This is a genomic window from Chamaesiphon sp. GL140_3_metabinner_50 (assembly GCF_025361915.1).
Taxonomy (GTDB): domain Bacteria; phylum Cyanobacteriota; class Cyanobacteriia; order Cyanobacteriales; family Chamaesiphonaceae; genus Chamaesiphon.
In genome coordinates this window covers 1-19,117 of the sequence record NZ_JANYJC010000240.1, presented here as the reverse complement: position 1 = coordinate 19,117, position 19,117 = coordinate 1, and the positions used below count along the sequence as shown (strand labels likewise).

Genomic DNA, 19,117 nt, shown 5'->3' with positions numbered 1-19,117 from the left:
ATAAATTCGTTCTAGCAGGCTGAAGGATAGTGGATTTATTTCTCTGAAAAAAAACATTCAATCTCTCGGTAAATAGATATTTTAATAATCGCAACTCATTATACTGTTTATTTGTGCAATTATTTTCGTCTAAGTACTTATGTCAGTCCGCGAAGGCGGACTTTGAATCATCAGCCCCGATTTTAATCGGTGGCGTTCCTCGAATGAAGCAATTATCCTTATCCCGAACTCACGTTGAATTAGTTGAATTCAAGTGGCGGACACGCGATCGCAGTTATACTAAACTAGTTGAATTCAAGTGACGGACAAGTGATCGAACGTTATACGCTGCCCGAAATGGGTGAAATTTGGACGGATGCTTATAAATTTCAAACTTGGCTCCAAGTAGAAATTGCCGTCTGTGAAGCTCAAGCAGAATTAGGACATATTCCTCAAGCGGCTGTCGATGAGATTAAGGCTAAAGCGAAATTTGATGTCGATCGGATTTTAGAGATCGAAGCTGAAGTCCGTCATGATGTGATTGCATTTCTCACCAATGTTAACGAATACGTCGGTGCGGCTGGGCGATATATCCATCTGGGGATGACTAGCTCGGATGTGCTCGATACCGCGCTGGCTTTGCAAATGGTGGCGAGTACCGATATTCTGTTAGCACGGTTAGAAGATACGATTCAGGCGATTCGCTATCAAGCCCAAAAACATCGCTATACAGTCACGATCGGACGATCGCATGGAATCCACGCCGAACCGATTACTTTTGGCTTTAAATTAGCGGGTTGGCTAGCTGAAATGTTGCGGAATCGCGATCGATTAGTGCGCGTGCGCCAAACTATTGCAGTTGGTAAAATTTCTGGTGCTGTCGGTACCTATGCCAATATCGAACCGCGTGCGGAAGCGATCGCCTGTCAGAAGCTAGGATTGACTCCAGACACTGCTTCTACTCAAGTAATCTCTCGCGATATTCATGCTGAATTCGCCCAGGTGCTGGCTCTGCTCGGTGCGAGTATGGAGCGATTTGCCGTTGAGATTCGGAACCTGCAACGCACTGATGTATTAGAAGTCGAAGAATTCTTTTCCAAAGGGCAAAAAGGCTCTTCGGCAATGCCCCACAAGCGCAATCCCATTCGTTCCGAACGGTTGACAGGCATGGCGCGAATCTTGCGTGGGAACGCGATCGCTGCCCTAGAGAACGTCGCTTTATGGCACGAACGAGACATTTCGCATAGTTCGGTCGAACGTGTCTGTATGCCCGATTCTTGCATCATTACGCATTTCATGTTGGTGGAGACTACCAATCTGATTAAGAACCTGTTGATTTATCCCGAAAACATGGCGCGGAATCTCAACTGTTATGGTGGGGTTGTCTTCAGTCAAGGCGTATTACTAGCCTTAGTGGGTAAAGGATTGAACCGGGAAGAAGCATATGCGATCGTCCAATCGAATGCGATGAGTGTCTGGAATACCGCCGATGGCGATTTCCGCAAAGTCATTTCTAACGATCCTCGCGTAACAGCACATCTCACCCCAGCCGAAATCGAGCATTGTTTCGATCCTACTCAACACTTCAAGCACCTAGACGAAATTTATCAACGTTTGAGTATCTAAATCTCTAAGTGTGTGCCGATCGACCTAGAGAGATAATATGACGATCGAGACTATACTATCTGAACTATGATTCATCTGATTAACAGATAGACTAAGATTATCGACTAGTGGTTAATCAAAGTCCATCAATTAATCATTTTAATCACAGTTCAGACAGCGGTGCGCGCTCTTCGGGTTTCCCGAAGGTTTAGCGCAACAAGACAATATTAAGGGATCGTTATTCACAAAAATCGCTTAGTATAGCGATCGGAGATATAATCATTCCTCGATCGTCATTGAATTTCTAGGATCGATTGATTAAATATTTAGTTCTACGAGGTGGATTATTAATATTAAAATATCGACAATTACAATAACATTTATAACATTAATATCATCAGGATCGTTGATTTCTCCTCGCTTATCTGCTGCTCAAAATAGAATTACCCCGAAAACTGTACCATCGATCGCGCAATTAGGCATCGATCTTAATGGTGCTTATTATCGAGCTAGTGGCAATCAAATAATTGCTGGAAACGAACAAAGTCGAGGTTCTCACCCGTTTGAATGTGTCGAATTTGCCTATGGAAGAGCGATCGAACGGGGTTTATTTAAGAATAGTCAAGGTATTGGTACTGTACTTAATGGCGACGCACATACCTGGGACGATCGGATTGCGAGTAGCAGTTATCGCAGTCGGTTAAATAAACAGGCTAGAGCAAATAGTGTGGTAGTCTGGGAAGCCGATCTCAAGTTTACTTGGCAAGAAGGTAATACTATTTATTCTTATGCTACCGATCCGATCGCCGGACATGTTGCTTTTGTTGAAAAAGTTTATCCCGATGGTTCTTTTCTAATTAGTGAAGGAAATCATCAAGCTCGACCGCTGATTAAGTTAATTAAAGCTAAAACTCCAGTGGCTAAAGCAGCTAAGTTTATTTATTTATAAGTATTGAATTCAAGCTTAAATATTTGCTAATTTAAGGTTGTGCCACAACGTTTGCAAAATTTAGCATCGAGATCGTGGCTCGATAGTTGACATTTTTGACATACTGTATTTAATTTGTTAGCACTTTTAGCAACCTGCTTAATTAGATCGCCTAATTGCCACGGAATCAATGCAATTCCAGTTAAAATCATTAATACTGTCATCAATTTTCCGGCTTGAGATGTGGGCGTAATGTCCCCAAATCCTACCGTTGTCATGGTGACAACTGCATAATAAACAGCATCGAAAAAGGTACCAAACTGCTTGGGGTTAACGGAATGCTCGACTTGATAAATTAAGCCTGAGTAGATAAAAATAATTGAGAAAATTGTAAATAGAATCCGAGTGACGATCGAACTATCTTCGCGGTCGAGATTGCCGAATAAAGCTTTACCTTCAATAAATCTTAGCAACCGTAAAATCCTGAACCAGCGCAAGATCCGAATAAAACTAACATCGGTTATCCCGGTTAATACTGGCAAAATCGCCATCAGATCGATGAGTGAGTAAAAACTAAATATATATTTGAACTTATTTGGTGCTGCGATCAGTCGAAGTAGATATTCAAATGCAAAAATTGATAAAATAATTAGATCTATTTGACTGACGATCGATCGCAATTCGGGATCGAGTGGGTAAGTTTCAGCGACGAATATTCCGGTAGAAATGAGGACTAGAAAGGTAATTACTAAATTTACTATTCTGCCGATCGGGTGTTCGATATCTTCTAAGTAGAGCAAGATTTTATCGGTAATAATCATAAAATAATGTGAGCCGATCGGTAAAATTAGTAAGAGCGAGTGCCATGTATCGATATGTTTGAAAGTAAAATTTTAGTTGAATCGATCGATAAATCTGGCGGCTCGGTGCTGGTAGGTAAAATAAACTGGTTATAATCGAGGTAGTATGAGCCAATGCTAGCGACGACGATCGATAACCACTACCAAATCATTAATATTATGGCTAAATGGGATGTCAGCAGGTTTTTAAATACCGTTAGCTACTTTGGCGCGATTCCTGTCTTGAGTGACGTGCAACGCTGGCTCAAGGGTGCGTCAACTAGTCAATCTACGACTGATGGAGGAAGATCTGTGGGTATAATTTTGGTAGTCGGAGCGGGTGGTGAAATCGGACAGTTGGTGGTTTCGCAACTACTCAAAAGTGGTTATAGAGTCAGAGCGGCGATCGCAGATTTGAGCTTAACACCGTTTAGTGTACCCACAAATGTTGAGTTTGTGCAGGCAGAATTTGGGATCGATCGATTAAATGATGATGCTCTAACCCGATTAATGCCAGGAGTTAAAGCAATAATTATTTGCCCAGATCCACAGAACCCTGTCACAGTAGCATCTTTAGCTAATCTAACTGCGGCTGCAAGTAATTATTTACCCAGTCGCAATCAATTAGAACTGTTTGATTTTACCCACCCAACTCAGGATCTTCAGGCGACTTGGGGTGCTGTGGATGATGTGGTGATGGGTGGCGTGAGTGAGAGCGGGATTCGGTTACGCGCTGGTTATGCAGTGTTTAGCGGTAATGTTTCGACAGATAATTCTGGTGGATTTGCTTCAGTACGCACCCGAAATTTTGAACCCAGTCTCAATCTGAGTAATTATCGAGGGATTGAATTAAAAGTTAAAGGTGACGGACAAAGATATAAGTTATTCGTGCGAACTGAGACAAAATGGGATGGGATCGGATACGCTCATTCTTTCGATACAATTGCTGATGAATGGATGACAATTCAAATCTCCTTTCAAGATTTAGTACCGATTTTTCGAGCCAAAACTGTCAGTGAAGCGGCACCGATCGATGAAACTCAGATTCATTCGTTTCAATTAATGCTAAGTAAGTTTGAGTACGATCGTGCCTTGAATCCTAACTTTGTTCCCGGTCTATTTTCAATAGAAATTGAATCTATTTCTGCTTACGATGGTAAGATCGTGCCGCAATTAGTTGCGATCTATCCAGAAGATACAACAGCAACATTAGTTGCCCAACTTCAGGCTACTGGTATTCCCTTTTCGATCGTGCGTAGTGTAAATCTAGACACCCAAATGGTAGCGGCGATTGCAGTAAAATCGCTTTCCCAACCAGAGACAGTCGGACAAATTTTAGGTCGTTAGCATTTGGATCTGAAACAATTGCCACCGATTTGCGTCCCAGATTGCAGCCAGAACATAATTAACTCGATCTTTTGGTAACAGCCTGGTGCCGCTTACCTCAAGTTATCCGATTAATTAAATTCAGGTATTATCTTTTGCCCATTGCCTTTAATTACGAAGGCGATCGCAGGCAGAGTATAATCGATCGACAAGCTAGAAATAGTCACGCAATTCATCGATACAGAGCGGGATGTAGATACCATGAAACTAACCAAAATCAATCCAGGAGCGATTGCTTTATTATGTACAGCCAGTCTGATGCTCGGCATCGTAGCACCTGCAATTACAGTTACACCACCTGCTAAACCTACTCCTACTCCTACGGCTAAACCTACACCCGCTCAAAAAGCACCCACACCGACAAAAGCGACCCCAGCTAATCCCATTACTCCAGCGATTACGCCCAAACCGATTAGCCTGCCGAATTCAACTCCAACGGTTGCCCCATTGGTCATCGTACCCGCACTGACACCCACGATTATTACAAACTTCACCAATCTCTACGGACAAGTATTAGCGGTCAAATTCACCCCCAACCAGCAACAAAGAATCTCCACGAGATTAAACAAAGAATGGATGACAAATTTGGGACTTAGAAATACTGTCGCCCAAACCATCGCGCTAGAACCTCAACTTGCGAAAGGAACACCAGCCGAGCGCACTCAACTGCAAACTAATTTAGTGGCAAATTTGCGCCAGCAGGTACTAGATGGCGACGCAGATTCACTCTGGTTGGTATCTTTTTATGATGCCTCGCCTCAGAATTGGTTGGCACCTGGAAAACCCCCATTAACCCGGATGACTACCGATATTAGTGCGGATGCGCTGTGTTTTATGGTCAATGAAATTATGGGAAAATTGGTATCAACGCCCGATCTGAAACTCAAAAATGCGATCGCGGCTAAACTTACAACTGAGTATCCAAAAATTTCAATCGATACCAAACAAACTTTTTCTAGATTACCTGCCAATTGGCTGACATTTAAAAGTAGTGACTGGTTCCGACGCAGTGATGAATTTCGCGAACAAATGCGGATTCATTGGGGACAAAATCTCGAAGCTTATATTCCTGAACTTAAAGAGATGAATAAGCTCAGACGCGATCGATTGGCAAAACTTAAAGCCGATCCTACCGTGCGGTGGGATAGTTTGAATGCGATTCAACGTCAAGCTGCCTTACAAAAATCTGATGTAGCTTTTCAAACTAGCGTCCGTACGCTTGCGCCAGTTAAAATTGCATTAAGTAATTATATTAATACCATGCAAGTCGCCAATGCGATCGGTAATTCGCCGACGCGTTATTCGCTGAGGTTGAAAGTAAAGTAGTTATTGAGATTACCTAACGGTAGGCTACGCCAACGATCGGGCAGAATTATCCCACTTTTATGTTGCGTATAATAAAAGTGGGATGCTTTTAAGGAGGCTCAATTATGTGTGCAGAATGCGACCGCCTCAATCAAAGATTAGGAATCGATATCGATCTGTTTTTTCGGAATTTAGAAGGAATATCGCTCGGATCGAATACTTTAAATGCGCTAGATCGACAGATTATTTGTGCGTCTTTACTCGGTCAAGAGCGTAATGAAATTGCCCGATCGATATCGCGAAACTCGCTTTATATCAGGGATAGACTCAGTAATTATTGCTATCCAAGAATAGCTGAACTGATGGCGGTCGATCGCGATCGAATAACTAATAAGTGGATCTTAATTCTCAATTGGTTGCTCGATCCGGACGGGGATTATCGACTGCACCCGCCAGCACAACTCAATGCCGATAATTTTCAGGCTAGCTTTGGCAGACAAGTATTTTTGTATCCATACGATCGCCAAATCGGTAACGCCCAAATTAGTGCTGCCAGATTTTATCAATCTGGTTTATGGTATCAAGCACAGAGATGTTTTTTAAATGCCTGGACGAGTGGCAGACAAATATTTCATAGTGGTAGCCCTGAAATTTTAATCTATATCAATAATTGTGCAATCGAGCGCAATCATGCTCGATTGAGCCAGAAAAAAATTTCCGTACGAACGATCGCTGTTGTCGTCCCAATCAATCACGATCGGGGTCAAATTGCCACCGAAACATTACAAGGTATCGCTCAAATTCAGTTACAAATAAACGCTCAAATTGATGAGTTAGGATTAGCCGAACATTATCCGAATATCCTGCCGCTATTTGGCACTTTACTGCACCGCAAAATTGCCTTAAAGATTTTAATAGTTAATGATATTAATAATTTATATGATGGCGATGACCGGACAGCAGAAAATCTGACAAGATTAGCACCAGAACTAAATTTAATCGCGATTATTGGGCATTATTCCAGCGAGGCAACTCAAAGAGCTGTACCTGTATATGCTCAGGCTGGAATCGTCCTCGTCAATTCTAGCAGCACCTCAACTCAATTATCATCGCTGGAGATTGGCGAACAGCTATGCTTTTTTAGAATTCCACCGATCGATACCATTAATGCAGCTAAATTAGTCGAGTTTCTGGCAGATCCAGCGGCTTTTCCCCATTTGCCTGCACTCAAAAGGACGGTAATTATCTATGCTGAAAATAGTATTTACAGTAATTCTTACCGTCAAGCGATCGAAGATGAATTGAACAAAAGATCTTCAGATTTTCAAATATTATCGACCTTCGGATACTTAAATGAAGAAGATATTAGATCGAGTAATTATGTAGAGCAACTTAATAGAGAAGAAGTCGATATTGTAATTATTATTATCGATGCGAGAATCGATCCAAATTTTTTGGCTAATACTGGATTATTGAGCCAATTAAATCTCGATCGGTGTGTTTTGGCTGGCTCGGCTACCTTGTACAAACAAAATTTTAGCCATTCGATTCTCGTGCCCAGAGACTCCACCAACGCCGATCTTCAGCCTCAAATTATCACCTGTTTGCCCTGGCACTGGGATAGTCGCGCTAATGGCTGTAATAGCAATCGGCTTCCCGCTCAAGGGTTTTGTACTCTTGCCAGTCGCCTGTGGGATGCTAACAAGGTGACCTGGCGGAGTGCCACAGCGTTTGACTCGGTGCTGCTAATTTATCAGATGCTCCAGCAATTTCCCCACATTGACGACTCTCGATCGTTATTGGAACAGATGGATCGACACTTCACACTAGAATATCATCAATTTCAAGGCATCACCGGACAAATTGCCTTTCAAGCTAATGGAGACAGGCTGTATCCACCAGCCGAAATCGTCAAACTCGAATGGGATCGATCTCGGCGCAGATGGCGGTGGAATTGTATTTCCCCAGCCTAGACGACACTTGTCGAAATGCCACCGACAGATGGGGGTAGATTTTCTCTTTACGCAGACATTAGAATCATCGCACACACAAATAGCGAGGATGTGCGACATGGAACCAGCAGTCAAGAACATCATTGTGCGAAGTAGTGCCATTCAGTTGAAAAAGATTTGCGCTCGTTGCTGTCCTGAAGATACTCAAGATATTTATTATTCGATCCGGCTGATGAAAATTTTGGATCGCGACGATCCTGGGTTTACGCTGGCTTCCCACTGGCCGCTACTCATTAGCTATGGCAAATCGATCGGTTTAAATATTGCGATATCTCACGATCGGATCGCGCAGATCTTACCGACGATCGCTGCATCGATCTTATCAGAAAATTTAGCTCGACTTTCCCGACATCGATCGTCAGCTATGGCCACCACAGCATTAGTTGGGACGGATCAGATCCCCGACTTCTCGGAGAAGTCGGGGATCTAGTCAAACTAAACATCCTAACCGTGGCAATTGCCATCACAAATAAAATTAAACCCCGATTTCAGCTCTGAAAATATTTAATTAGCAAAAACTAATATTTATGCAGCTAAAATTAATATCGCTCGTTGGTTTAGCGTGGGGATTGACTGGGTGCAACTCCCCTACCCCAATTCCGTCTGTCTCTAATCCGCAGTCGTCTGTGGTGCTTTCATCGCCAGTCAGGATTTATGTAGCGATCGATCGGACATTCAGTGTCGGTGCCTCCAAAATCCCCAGTCTCAAGCTCGATAACCTTCAACCCTTACTCGAATTAGTTAAAAAAGTGGGTGGAGAAGTGCGCGTCGCCGAAGTCTGTACCTCATCAGATCTGCGCTTAAATAGCTTCTACATGCCAGAACCACCACTGGCACCCCAACCGCCTGCGCCAATGCCGAAACCGGGGACAGTGAACCCGCTCGAATTACCCAAATTGCAAAAACAGTCCGAGCTGCAAGCTAAAGCCTACCAGCAGCAACTCAGTACTTACGATCGAGTCATGGCATTACGGCAGCAAGAGGCACAACGCAATAGCAAGGAATTTACCACCAAAATTAGCAAAGTTTTAGAGCAGCCTCCCAGTTGTAAGGCTTCTGATGTGGTCGGCATGGTCGAGCGCGGCGATTTGTATTTGGCTGAGGCTGGCAACTGGCGGCAATTGCCCCGCAATATTGCTTTACTCATTACGGATGGATTAGAAACTGCTCGGAACAACCCCAAACAAGTTAAGTTTACTAGTAATCCACAGGTACTACTAGTCAGTAGTGGGGGTCAGGCTGGCATCTTACAACCCCTGTTAGGCAGCAACAAACCTTATGAATCGATCGAAGGTGCTGTGCGATTTATTACTGGTAAATAGATTTTAAGGGTAAAGCGTAATGACTAATAACTATAATCTCGATCGCACCGCATCGCCCGTCGAAAAAGAACTCAACCACTTGAGCGATTGCTGGAATATCTTTCTACCCAACGACACTAATTACTGGCTCTATTGCGATCTCAATCAACAGCATTTTCAGAGTGCTGCCGAACATGGTTCAGCAGATATGTTCTTGCTACTCCCACACTGGGCTAACCTGTTTCTCGATTTCCTAATCTTTCACAGCTTGGCTGACTACCTAATTCGGCTATTACTGACCGATGTGCCAGTTTGGTTGCTATTGCTGTCAACATGTTTATTTCCGTTTTTATACATGGCAATTGAGTTAAAATTTGCTCAGTTAATTCATGCCGCCAAGATGGCAAGGCGGGATGAACCCTTCGACGGACTGCTAACTTTCTGGGTAATTTTTTGGTATGTAACCGGGTTCTGTTGGGCTGTATTGCCATCAGCTATGTTTGCTTACACCATGTATCTTTCCCAATCGGACAGCCAACTTAGTTGGATATTTGTAGCAATTATGACGGCACTAGGAGTATTGCTCCATCTTCTAATTGTGTTCGGCGGCGAACCAGTAATTGCGGCTAAAACCCGCTGGTTTGCCTGCCGCACAGAGCGCAAGTTAGCTACTGAGCGATTGAAGTCCTATCGAGCCTTACGCAAGGCGGTAGGCCGGGCTAAAAGCACTACCAGCCACTATGCCCAAATCGCGACAACGAACCAGATGAACACCTATTTTTTTGGTTTAACAGAGTCGGCTACTTCTATAATTAGATTTGTCGATCGAGAGTATTATAGCCTGCATCCACTCGATCGCCCGTTTGACTATCGGTTCGGCAAGTACCGCCGCGACAGAAGCGATCGATTACCAGGAGCATAAACGACTCAGCCGATGGCAATTTGGGTATTGTTTACCAACTCTGCCGTAATCTTTTGAGAGCAATCGAGGATACTTTTGTAAAGTGGTAAAACTAAATTTATGGCTTATAATAATTTTTCTTGGCAAGATGCGATCGGTCAGTTCGACTTAAATCTCATCGAGTCATCTTTTTGCGAATCTCTACCGCCAGTATCACCAAAGCCAGAATTCTTAAACATTTTTGAACAATATTTACCATTAGCGCAAAGGGCAAAATCTGAAAAGGCAAAGTCAGAGTTATTAGTCAGTCCAATTTTGGTTGAGTTGTTGCGACTGGCCGATAACCAAATCCAACTATTTTCAGGTGAAGAATTTAATGTCGATCGAGAGCGTGGTCTGAATGGTTTCTGTGACTTCTTGTTAAGTAAATCTACGATCTCATCTATAATTCAAGCTCCGATCGTGATGTTAGTAGAAGCAAAAAAGGGAGAATTAGATGTGGGCTTAGGGCAGTGTGCCGCCGAAATGGTCGCTGCTCAAATATTTAACATCAATGAAGACAAGCCGATTCCGGTTATCTATGGCTGCGTTACCAGCGGGAAGTTATGGCAATTTCTCAAGCTTGAGAATCAAGATCTGACGCTCGATCTAAATGAATATCAGGTTACCCCAGTCGAACGCATTCTTGGTATCCTTAAATGGATGGTGAGTGGATCTTAAAATAAAGCGATCGGTTACCAGAGGGTTAAAATATGACTACTTAAATTAAAATTAATTCTATGCGTCTTTATCGTCCGATCGGTTATCAAGAATTAGAGCTGATTGCAGATAGTAATTTTTTCGCTTTCCCGCCCCGATTGCCATCTCAGCCAATTTTCTATCCGGTTCTAAATCTGGAATATGGTATCCAAATCGCCAAAGATTGGAACACTACCGATCCGAATTCTGGCTTTGCTGGCTTTGTGACTCAATTTGATGTCAATGATGCTTATATCTCTCAATTTGAAATTCAGATTGTTGGTAGCAGTCAAGTTCATCAGGAATTATGGATACCTGCTGAAAATTTATCCCAATTTAATAAACACATTTTGGGAGACATAAAAATTGTAGCTGCTTATTATGGCAGCAACTTTCCTCACCCGATCGATCCTGTTAGCAACTTACCCGCAACAATTAAGTTCGTGTAGCCGTCACCAATCTTGTACAATGCCCACTAATTTCTAATTCCTAGTTTGATGCGTATTCTTGTCACAGGTGCCAGTGGTTGTGTCGGTCATTATATCAGCGAAACTCTGATTCAAAATACCGACCACGAACTATTTCTATTTGTCCGCAACCCTGCCAAATTGCAAGTAGATATCAACGCACGTCCGGGTATTCATGTCGTCACCACAGACATGATGGAAATCGAAAGACAGGCTGAGTTATTAAAAACGATCGATGTTGCCGTACTGACTGCTGCTGGTTGGGGTGGGCAAGCAGCCTTTGATATTAACTATACGAAAACGCATATTTTATTTGACTTGCTCGATCCGCAGGTTTGTCAGCAAGTTATCTACTTCTCAACTCAAAGCGTACTCGATCGACAGAATCAATTACTACCAGAAGCAGGTAAAATCGGGACGGACTATATTGTGTCCAAATATCAGTGTTTAGATAAACTGACACGGGAAAAAAATGCCGTTGGTGCCGAGAATAGGATTGCCTCAAAAATTACCACCGTTTTCCCGACACTGGTATTCGGTGGCGACGATACCAAGCCCTATTCTTTTCTATCTGCTGACTTGACAAATATCTCTAAATATGCAGGGCTACTGCAATGGTTTAGTGCTGATGGGAGCTTTCATTTCATCCACGGCAAAGACATCGCCGAAGTCGTCAGACATCTCATCGCACATCCCGAAATTGCCGATAAATTCGATCGACGCATCGTTTTGGGTAACCAGTTAGTGAGTGCTGATGCCGGGATTAAGGAAATCTGTGCCTACTTTGGCAAACGTAGCCCCTTTCAGATTCCGCTATCGATCGTGCTTGCTAATTTCTTTATTAAACTATTTAAGATCGAAATGGGCGACTGGGATCGGTTTTGTCTCAATTACCGCCACTTTGCAGCTAAGAATCCCGTGAGTCCTGCTAGCTTTGGACTAAATAGCTATGCCCCAACGATTACCGACATCTTTCGGACGCGAGGTCTTGTCGGTAAAACGGACTCGATCGGGCGATAAATTTTTTTAAGTATTGTTGCCGCTCGATGATACAATCGATGATGGTCGATTCGGGATCGAATAACGCTAAACTACTGTGAACTCTACTGATGAAACGTCTCAATTGACAGAATTAGTTGATGAGGCAACTACACTTGAGGAATCTAGTGTAAAATCGTCAGACAACTCGATGGGTGAGTATCAACAGCTCAAACAAGAATTGTTTCTGACTACTCTAGCGATCGCTGCTGTAGCATTTCCTACCGTGGTTTATTTCTATGGTTGGAGGATCGCTGGCAATTATCTATTAGGTGCAGTTGCAGGAGTAGTGTACTTGAGGCTGCTAGCCAGAGATGTAGATCGCCTTGGTACTGAAACCATGAAGCTGAGCTTCAATCGTCAAGCCCTAGTTATAGTCTTGATGCTCGTTGCTGCTAAATGGAACCAGTTGCAAATTCTACCAGTCTTTTTAGGTTTTTTGACTTATAAAGCAGCGTCGATCGTCTACCTAGTGCGAATCCTCTCGATCTCTGACTGAAATCGAATTTAGCAAAAGCGGCAGGATCGACCACCAATCGCAAATATCTTTGCAATATCGATCGATAACCGCTAGAAATAGCTCCTAGATGCACATGTTAGATGGTTTGAACATCATAAATTCCATGCCCCTAGCGGCATTGGAGGTCGGCCGTCACTTGTACTGGCGACTGGGGAACCTCCAAATTCACGGTCAGGTATTTCTCACATCTTGGTTTGTGATTGGCTTGCTGTTAATTGCGGCAATTGCAGCAACGCGGAATGTCCAACGAATTCCCCGTGGGATTCAAAACCTTATGGAGTATGCCTTAGAGTATATCCGCAACTTAGCTAAAGACCAAATTGGCGAGAAGGAATATCGTCCTTGGGTGCCATATATCGGTACCTTATTTTTATTCATCTTTTTATCCAACTGGTCGGGTGCCTTACTTCCCTGGAAGCTAATTCACCTGCCATCAGGCGAACTAGCTGCGCCAACCAACGACATCAATACTACGGTGGCATTGGCATTGCTGACATCCTTGGCATATTTTTATGCAGGTTTCCGCAAACGTGGCTTGGGATACCTAGCTAAATATCTCGAACCGACACCAATCCTCCTGCCAATCAACATCCTTGAAGACTTCACTAAACCCCTATCGCTAAGTTTCCGGTTATTCGGAAACATCCTTGCGGATGAATTAGTGGTCGGCGTACTAGTATTACTAGTTCCGTTTATTGTACCGATTCCAGTTATGCTATTAGGGTTGTTTACTAGTGCCATCCAAGCATTGGTCTTTGCCACACTAGCTGCTGTCTACATCGGTGAAGCGATCGAAGGTCACGGCGAACACGAAGAAGAACACTAAATTTAGTGGATAGTGGATAGTGGATAGTGAATAGGTACTAGTTATATTTAGCTGGTAACCCGTCGGCATTCTACGCTCTCTAGCAACGAAAATCGGATCTTCTAGTCACATAATTTATTCTCTCAATCAATTTTTTAAGGTAATTACATCATGAATCCTACTGTTGCTGCTGCTTCCGTTATCGCTGCTGCTCTTGCTGTTGGTCTAGCTTCCATCGGCCCTGGTATCGGTCAAGGTAACGCTGCTGGACAAGCTGTTGAAGGTATTGCACGTCAACCTGAAGCTGAAGGCAAAATTCGCGGTACGCTGATTCTTTCGTTAGCGTTCATGGAATCTCTGACTATTTATGGTCTAGTTGTCGCACTGATTTTGTTGTTTGCTAACCCTTTCGCATAATCGTTACAGTCAATCACCAGCGGAATGGGCAGCTAAAATTCATCTAGTTGAGGGTGAGAGTACGTTTGAGTATCTGGCGTTTGCAATCGATAGACTAAAGATTCAACTATCCTCAACCATCACTGCTGACTTTGGGGCTGCCGCTTCCCGCCTGACCTAAAATTTCAGAGGAAAGCATAAAAGATGATCTCACAATGGTCTCTACTGTTGACGACAGCCGTAGCAGTAGTAGAGGAAGTAGAAGAAAAGGGTAAACTGTTTGACTTTGATGCGACATTGCCACTAATGATGATTCAAATCGTCGTTTTGGTTGCTGCTTTAAATGCACTGTTTTATAAGCCCCTCGGTAAAGTATTAGACGATCGAGATGAGTATATTCGCGGTGGTTTGGGCGATGCCAAAGCCAGACTAGCCGAAGCCGAAGCACTCACCAAAAAGTACGAACAAGAACTAACTAGCACCAGACGGGAATCCCAAGCAGTTATCGCTACAGCCAAAGCTGAAGCGCAACAGATCGCTGCCGGACAAATAGCCGAGACTCAGCAAGCTGCTCAAGTTCAACGCGAACAGGCTCAACAAGAAATTAACCAGCAGAAACAAGCTGCGTTTACCGCTTTAGAGCCTCAAGTAGAAGCCCTCAGTCGGCAAATTCTCACCAAATTGCTGGGAGCCGAGTTAGTTAAATAAAATAACCTGCAAGCGGGATTAAAACAGTTAATAGCGAACACTTAGCAGTAACTACTTATGTTACTGCCGATCGCACCTAACCCATAACTGATAAGAAAATCGAAATAGCCCAGTTCTAGAATATATATATGATGGGAAATTTCTTATTCATCGCCACAGCCGAGAGTGGTGTCAGCCTAAATACAGATTTAATCGAAGCTAACTTATTTAACCTCGTTTTAGTCTTGATTTTTGTCTTTATCTTCGGACGCAAACTCTTGGGTGAAATTCTCACCGAACGCCGTCTGGCGATCGAAACTGCCATCCAAGATACTGAAGCTCGCCAAAAGCAAGCAATGTCCGCCCTGGAAGCAGCCAAGAAAAATCTGGCGCAAGCTCAAACTGAAGCTGAAAGCATTCGCAAGCTAGCCATTACTGGCGCGGAAAATGCCAAAGCCGAAATCGCCGCCAAAGCCGCAGCCGACATCGCGCGGATGCAAGAATTAGCCGCAGCCAATACCAACACCGAACAAGATAAAGCCATCAATGAATTGCGCGCGCGGGTAACAGCGATGGCCATCGAACGAGCGCAAGCTCAACTTCAAGATTTACTGACCGAATCCGCTCAATCTGAGTTGGTCGATCGTAGTATCGCACTAGTAGGAGGTAAGTAATGAAAGGTAGTGCAGTTGGTAGTGTAGTGCTAGTTCCTTACGCGGATGCACTGATGTCTCTAGCTCAGTCTCAAAACCTAGTCGATGAATTTGGCGACAATTGTGCAGCTCTACTAGAACTGCTCGATGAATCTCCAGAATTGAGCGAAATCTTGTCGAATCCGATCGTTAAAATTGTTGACAAAAAAGCCATTTTAGCGAACATTGTCACCGACCAAGTTCACCCATTTGTGTCAAACTTCCTGATGATCTTAGTCGATCGTCGCCGGATTGGCTACTTACGCGGAATTTGCCAGCGTTATCAAGCCGCTTTACGTGCGCTCAAAGGCATCGTTTTAGCTGAAGTTACCAGTGCAGTCGCACTAACCGACGCTCAGACTCAATCGATTCGTGACAGGGTTCAGGGTATGACTGGCTCGAATAGCGTCGAAATCGCCACTAATATCGATCCAGAAATTATCGGTGGGGTCATTATTAAAGTCGGTTCTCAAGTCATCGACTCTAGCCTACGCGCCGAAATTCGTCGCTTGGGTCTAAGTATTGCTTAAAGTAGGCGACAGGAGATAGAAAATAGGTATTTAACTAATAATTAAAATATCTAAAGCCTAAAGCATAGAACCTAACACCTATAGAAAACATCAGTAAATAGATAATTATGATTAGTATCAGACCTGACGAAATTAGCAGCATCATTCGCCAGCAAATCGAACAGTACACTCAAGACGTTAAATCGTCTAACGTTGGTACCGTATTGCAAGTCGGTGACGGCATCGCCCGCGTGTATGGCTTAGACAAAGTTATGTCTGGGGAACTCGTCGAGTTTGAAGACGCGAGTGTTGGATTGGCTCTCAACCTCGAAGCCGATAACGTTGGCGTGGTATTGATGAGCAACGGTCGGAATATTCAAGAAGGTAGTGCAGTTAAAGCAACTGGTAAAATCGCGCAGATTCCTGTCGGCGATGCGATTGTCGGTCGGGTAGTCGATGCACTCGCACGTCCTATCGATGGTAAAGGCGACATTGCGACTACCACCACTCGCCTGATTGAATTCATGGCTCCAGGAATTATCGAACGCCGCTCGGTGTACGAACCCATGCAGACCGGAATTACCGCTATCGACGCGATGATTCCAGTCGGACGCGGACAACGAGAGCTGATTATCGGTGACAGACAGACTGGTAAAACTTCGATCGCGATCGATACTATTATCAATCAAAAATCCGAAGATGTAGTTTGCGTCTACGTCGCGATCGGGCAGAAAGCCTCCACCGTTGCGAATATCGTCAACGTCCTCGAAGAAGCTGGCGCGATGGCATACACGGTCGTTGTAGCTGCCAATGCGAACGATCCTGCAACCCTCCAATACTTTGCACCCTACACTGGTGCGGCGATCGCTGAGTACTTCATGTACCAAGGTAAAGCAACGCTCATTATCTATGATGACTTGTCCAAACAAGCTCAAGCTTACCGTCAAATGTCCCTCCTGCTCCGTCGCCCACCAGGACGCGAAGCTTATCCCGGCGACGTATTCTACATTCACTCCCGCTTACTCGAACGCGCTGCTAAACTCAGCGACGAACTCGGCGGTGGTAGCATGACAGCATTACCAATCATCGAAACTCAAGCGAGTGACGTATCGGCATACATTCCAACTAACGTAATTTCGATTACCGACGGTCAAATCTTCCTCTCCTCCGACTTATTCAACTCCGGTTTGCGCCCAGCCATCAACGCAGGTATCTCGGTATCCCGCGTAGGTTCGGCAGCTCAGACCAAAGCAATGAAAAAAGTTGCTGGTAAACTCAAACTCGAACTCGCCCAGTTCGACGACTTGCAAGCCTTCGCTCAGTTCGCATCCGACCTCGACCAAGCGACCCAAAACCAACTCGCTCGTGGTGCGCGGTTACGGGAAATTCTCAAACAGCCTCAGTACTCGCCACTATCTGTCGCCGAACAAGTTGCGTTAGTATATGCAGGCTTAAACGGTTACCTCGACGATATCCCTGTCGATAAAGTTGTTGGTTACACTGCTGCACTTAAAGATTATCTGAAAAACAGCAAACCTGAGTACGGTAAAACTATCCAAGACAACAAAATGCAGTTGACTGATGAAGCTGAAGCTCTGCTCAAAGCCGCATTAGTTGAATGTAAGAAGTCCTTCTTAGCCGCAGCCTAAAGTAGGGGATAGGGGATAGGGGATAGGGAATAGGGATATTAGCAATTTGTTGTAAACCTAGATCCGAGTCACCTACCCCATTTTTCGTAAAAAATTATAGATAAAAAATAAAATATGGCTAACTTAAAACTTATTCGCGATCGAATTAAATCGGTTAAAAATACTAAGAAAATTACTGAAGCAATGCGGCTAGTCGCAGCAGCTAAAGTGCGTCGGGCACAGCAACAAGTAATTGCAACTCGTCCATTTGCTGACAGATTGGCTCAAGTTTTATATAGTTTAAAAGATCGGTTGACTTTTGCCGACGCTACATCACCTTTTCTGCAACAACGCCAAGCAAAATGCATATGCATCTTGGTCGTAACAGGCGATCGGGGTCTGTGTGGCGGTTACAATAGTTCGATTATTAAAAAAGCCGAACTTCGTGCCAAGGAACTTAAATCGCAAGGTTTAGAATATAAATTTGTGACGATCGGACGTAAAGCGACTCAATATTTTCAACGTCGCAGTCAACCGATTAGTGCTAGTTATGTCGGGTTAGAACAAATCCCTACTGCTGCTGATGCTGGGAGAATTGCTGATGAATTACTATCGTTATTTCTATCTGAAGAGGTAGACCGAGTAGAACTAGTTTACACCAAGTTTGTATCGTTGATTGCTTCTCGTCCAGTCGTCCAAACCTTGTTACCATTAACGCCACAAGGTTTAGAAGTTGTTGATGATGAAGTGTTTCGACTGACTAATCGCGGTGGTCATTTTACCGTCGAACGCGAAAAATTAGGCACAGCCGTTCAACCACTGCCTACCGATACCGTCTTTGAACAAGATCCCAATCAGATATTAGATGCTTTATTACCGTTGTACTTGAATAATCAACTGCTGCGTGCGCTACAAGAATCGGCTGCGAGCGAACTTGCAGCACGGATGACAGCGATGAATAATGCCAGCGATAACGCTAAACAATTGATCGGTTCTTTAACACTCAGTTATAACAAGGCGCGTCAAGCTGCAATTACTCAAGAAATTCTTGAGGTCGTTGGTGGTGCGGAAGCTCTTCAAGGTTAGATTCGATTTTTACAGTGAATTTTATTTTTTATCTTTACCCCTTTCCCCGGTTGGGAAAAGGGGTTTTTTGTGTTACGTCATTTTTTGGATTTGTAAACTAAAACCTAATCAATCAGCTTCTAACGGTGCCATTGTCAAACCCGCGCGGCGTAACTGTTGGTGATAGAGTTCGGCTTGTTCTTGGGGGCCAACCCAGACGATCGATTGTCCTTCAAAATGGACTTGATTTGTCAATTCCCAAGCCCGATCTTCACTCATACCGGGGATATAAGTGAGCAGACATGTAGATACATGC

21 protein-coding genes are annotated in these 19,117 nt (G+C 43.8%); 19 read left to right on the top strand and 2 right to left on the bottom strand.

Annotation, left to right across the window (positions count from 1 at the left end; all coding sequences use genetic code 11):
- The first annotated feature begins 309 nt into the window (after positions 1 to 309).
- Positions 310 to 1,605 carry an adenylosuccinate lyase gene (gene purB / locus Q0R35_RS11975; RefSeq protein ID WP_295618155.1) on the top strand — a complete coding sequence of 432 codons (1,296 nt, stop codon included), beginning with the start codon at positions 310 to 312 and terminating at the stop codon, positions 1,603 to 1,605.
- Between the two features lie 385 nt (positions 1,606 to 1,990).
- Positions 1,991 to 2,533: a CHAP domain-containing protein gene (locus tag Q0R35_RS11970; RefSeq protein ID WP_295618147.1), complete on the top strand. Its 543-nt coding sequence runs from the start codon at positions 1,991 to 1,993 to the stop codon at positions 2,531 to 2,533.
- A 26-nt stretch (positions 2,534 to 2,559) separates the two neighbouring features.
- Here Q0R35_RS11970 and Q0R35_RS11965 read toward each other — a convergent pair whose 3' ends face one another.
- The gene (locus Q0R35_RS11965; RefSeq protein WP_295618144.1) at positions 2,560 to 3,333 is read right to left on the bottom strand and encodes an ion transporter; all 774 of its coding nucleotides are present in this window, start codon (positions 3,331 to 3,333) and stop codon (positions 2,560 to 2,562) included.
- A gap of 153 nt (positions 3,334 to 3,486) precedes the next feature.
- Here Q0R35_RS11965 and Q0R35_RS11960 point away from each other — a divergent pair, with 153 nt between their 5' ends.
- From Q0R35_RS11960 to Q0R35_RS11880, 17 genes are all read left to right on the top strand, one after another.
- Positions 3,487 to 4,698, top strand: coding sequence for a CIA30 family protein (locus tag Q0R35_RS11960; protein WP_295618141.1), 1,212 nt, complete (start codon positions 3,487 to 3,489; stop codon positions 4,696 to 4,698).
- Positions 4,699 to 4,938: 240 nt separating this feature from the next.
- Positions 4,939 to 6,063, top strand: coding sequence for a hypothetical protein (locus Q0R35_RS11955; RefSeq protein WP_295618138.1), 1,125 nt, complete (start codon positions 4,939 to 4,941; stop codon positions 6,061 to 6,063).
- A gap of 104 nt (positions 6,064 to 6,167) precedes the next feature.
- Complete coding sequence (locus Q0R35_RS11950) at positions 6,168 to 8,015, top strand: ABC transporter substrate-binding protein (protein WP_295618135.1); 1,848 nt, start codon at positions 6,168 to 6,170, stop codon at positions 8,013 to 8,015.
- 97 nt (positions 8,016 to 8,112) lie between these two features.
- Positions 8,113 to 8,484 (top strand): hypothetical protein, encoded by a 372-nt coding sequence (locus tag Q0R35_RS11945; protein WP_295618131.1) that lies wholly within the window; start codon positions 8,113 to 8,115, stop codon positions 8,482 to 8,484.
- Between the two features lie 97 nt (positions 8,485 to 8,581).
- Positions 8,582 to 9,376 (top strand): hypothetical protein, encoded by a 795-nt coding sequence (locus tag Q0R35_RS11940; protein ID WP_295618129.1) that lies wholly within the window; start codon positions 8,582 to 8,584, stop codon positions 9,374 to 9,376.
- Positions 9,377 to 9,395: 19 nt separating this feature from the next.
- Positions 9,396 to 10,277 (top strand): hypothetical protein, encoded by an 882-nt coding sequence (locus Q0R35_RS11935; protein WP_295618127.1) that lies wholly within the window; start codon positions 9,396 to 9,398, stop codon positions 10,275 to 10,277.
- Between the two features lie 99 nt (positions 10,278 to 10,376).
- Complete coding sequence (locus tag Q0R35_RS11930) at positions 10,377 to 10,976, top strand: hypothetical protein (RefSeq protein ID WP_295618125.1); 600 nt, start codon at positions 10,377 to 10,379, stop codon at positions 10,974 to 10,976.
- A 59-nt stretch (positions 10,977 to 11,035) separates the two neighbouring features.
- Entirely contained in the window at positions 11,036 to 11,443 is a 408-nt protein-coding gene (locus tag Q0R35_RS11925; RefSeq protein WP_295618122.1) for an ADP-ribosylation/crystallin J1, read from the top strand.
- 48 nt (positions 11,444 to 11,491) lie between these two features.
- Positions 11,492 to 12,481 (top strand): NAD(P)-dependent oxidoreductase, encoded by a 990-nt coding sequence (locus Q0R35_RS11920; protein WP_295618118.1) that lies wholly within the window; start codon positions 11,492 to 11,494, stop codon positions 12,479 to 12,481.
- A gap of 76 nt (positions 12,482 to 12,557) precedes the next feature.
- Complete coding sequence (locus Q0R35_RS11915; protein WP_295618115.1) at positions 12,558 to 12,998, top strand: ATP synthase subunit I; 441 nt, start codon at positions 12,558 to 12,560, stop codon at positions 12,996 to 12,998.
- Positions 12,999 to 13,086: 88 nt separating this feature from the next.
- Positions 13,087 to 13,845: a F0F1 ATP synthase subunit A gene (atpB, locus tag Q0R35_RS11910; RefSeq protein WP_366944875.1), complete on the top strand. Its 759-nt coding sequence runs from the start codon at positions 13,087 to 13,089 to the stop codon at positions 13,843 to 13,845.
- A 150-nt stretch (positions 13,846 to 13,995) separates the two neighbouring features.
- Positions 13,996 to 14,241, top strand: coding sequence for an ATP synthase F0 subunit C (gene atpE / locus Q0R35_RS11905; protein WP_295618112.1), 246 nt, complete (start codon positions 13,996 to 13,998; stop codon positions 14,239 to 14,241).
- A gap of 183 nt (positions 14,242 to 14,424) precedes the next feature.
- Entirely contained in the window at positions 14,425 to 14,928 is a 504-nt protein-coding gene (locus Q0R35_RS11900) for a F0F1 ATP synthase subunit B' (RefSeq protein WP_295618109.1), read from the top strand.
- Positions 14,929 to 15,056: 128 nt separating this feature from the next.
- Positions 15,057 to 15,581: a F0F1 ATP synthase subunit B gene (locus tag Q0R35_RS11895; protein WP_295618105.1), complete on the top strand. Its 525-nt coding sequence runs from the start codon at positions 15,057 to 15,059 to the stop codon at positions 15,579 to 15,581.
- The gene (atpH, locus tag Q0R35_RS11890) at positions 15,581 to 16,129 is read left to right on the top strand and encodes an ATP synthase F1 subunit delta (protein WP_295618103.1); all 549 of its coding nucleotides are present in this window, start codon (positions 15,581 to 15,583) and stop codon (positions 16,127 to 16,129) included. The genes Q0R35_RS11895 and atpH overlap by 1 nt, the downstream gene beginning before the upstream one ends.
- A 107-nt stretch (positions 16,130 to 16,236) precedes the next feature.
- Positions 16,237 to 17,757 (top strand): F0F1 ATP synthase subunit alpha, encoded by a 1,521-nt coding sequence (atpA, locus tag Q0R35_RS11885; protein ID WP_295618101.1) that lies wholly within the window; start codon positions 16,237 to 16,239, stop codon positions 17,755 to 17,757.
- 114 nt (positions 17,758 to 17,871) lie between these two features.
- Entirely contained in the window at positions 17,872 to 18,822 is a 951-nt protein-coding gene (locus tag Q0R35_RS11880; RefSeq protein ID WP_295618099.1) for a F0F1 ATP synthase subunit gamma, read from the top strand.
- 108 nt (positions 18,823 to 18,930) lie between these two features.
- Here the strand turns inward: Q0R35_RS11880 and clpS are convergent.
- The coding region (gene clpS, locus Q0R35_RS11875) for an ATP-dependent Clp protease adapter ClpS (protein WP_295618097.1) at positions 18,931 to 19,117 on the bottom strand (187 nt) is incomplete at its 5' end.

Excerpts from the sequence above, each read along its gene's own strand:
- atpE (WP_295618112.1), top strand. The coding sequence starts at position 13,996 with ATGAATCCTACTGTTGCTGCTGCTTCCGTTATCGCTGCTGCTCTTGCT.
- Q0R35_RS11965 (WP_295618144.1), bottom strand. The coding sequence starts at position 3,333 with ATGATTATTACCGATAAAATCTTGCTCTACTTAGAAGATATCGAACAC.
- Q0R35_RS11895 (WP_295618105.1), top strand. The coding sequence starts at position 15,057 with ATGATGGGAAATTTCTTATTCATCGCCACAGCCGAGAGTGGTGTCAGC.
- Q0R35_RS11930 (WP_295618125.1), top strand. The coding sequence starts at position 10,377 with ATGGCTTATAATAATTTTTCTTGGCAAGATGCGATCGGTCAGTTCGAC.
- Q0R35_RS11925 (WP_295618122.1), top strand. The coding sequence starts at position 11,036 with ATGCGTCTTTATCGTCCGATCGGTTATCAAGAATTAGAGCTGATTGCA.
- Q0R35_RS11940 (WP_295618129.1), top strand. The coding sequence starts at position 8,582 with ATGCAGCTAAAATTAATATCGCTCGTTGGTTTAGCGTGGGGATTGACT.
- Q0R35_RS11960 (WP_295618141.1), top strand. The coding sequence starts at position 3,487 with ATGCTAGCGACGACGATCGATAACCACTACCAAATCATTAATATTATG.
- Q0R35_RS11900 (WP_295618109.1), top strand. The coding sequence starts at position 14,425 with ATGATCTCACAATGGTCTCTACTGTTGACGACAGCCGTAGCAGTAGTA.
- Q0R35_RS11945 (WP_295618131.1), top strand. The coding sequence starts at position 8,113 with ATGGAACCAGCAGTCAAGAACATCATTGTGCGAAGTAGTGCCATTCAG.
- Q0R35_RS11880 (WP_295618099.1), top strand. The coding sequence starts at position 17,872 with ATGGCTAACTTAAAACTTATTCGCGATCGAATTAAATCGGTTAAAAAT.
- atpB (WP_366944875.1), top strand. The coding sequence starts at position 13,087 with ATGCACATGTTAGATGGTTTGAACATCATAAATTCCATGCCCCTAGCG.
- Q0R35_RS11950 (WP_295618135.1), top strand. The coding sequence starts at position 6,168 with ATGTGTGCAGAATGCGACCGCCTCAATCAAAGATTAGGAATCGATATC.
- Q0R35_RS11955 (WP_295618138.1), top strand. The coding sequence starts at position 4,939 with ATGAAACTAACCAAAATCAATCCAGGAGCGATTGCTTTATTATGTACA.
- Q0R35_RS11920 (WP_295618118.1), top strand. The coding sequence starts at position 11,492 with ATGCGTATTCTTGTCACAGGTGCCAGTGGTTGTGTCGGTCATTATATC.
- atpH (WP_295618103.1), top strand. The coding sequence starts at position 15,581 with ATGAAAGGTAGTGCAGTTGGTAGTGTAGTGCTAGTTCCTTACGCGGAT.
- Q0R35_RS11935 (WP_295618127.1), top strand. The coding sequence starts at position 9,396 with ATGACTAATAACTATAATCTCGATCGCACCGCATCGCCCGTCGAAAAA.
- atpA (WP_295618101.1), top strand. The coding sequence starts at position 16,237 with ATGATTAGTATCAGACCTGACGAAATTAGCAGCATCATTCGCCAGCAA.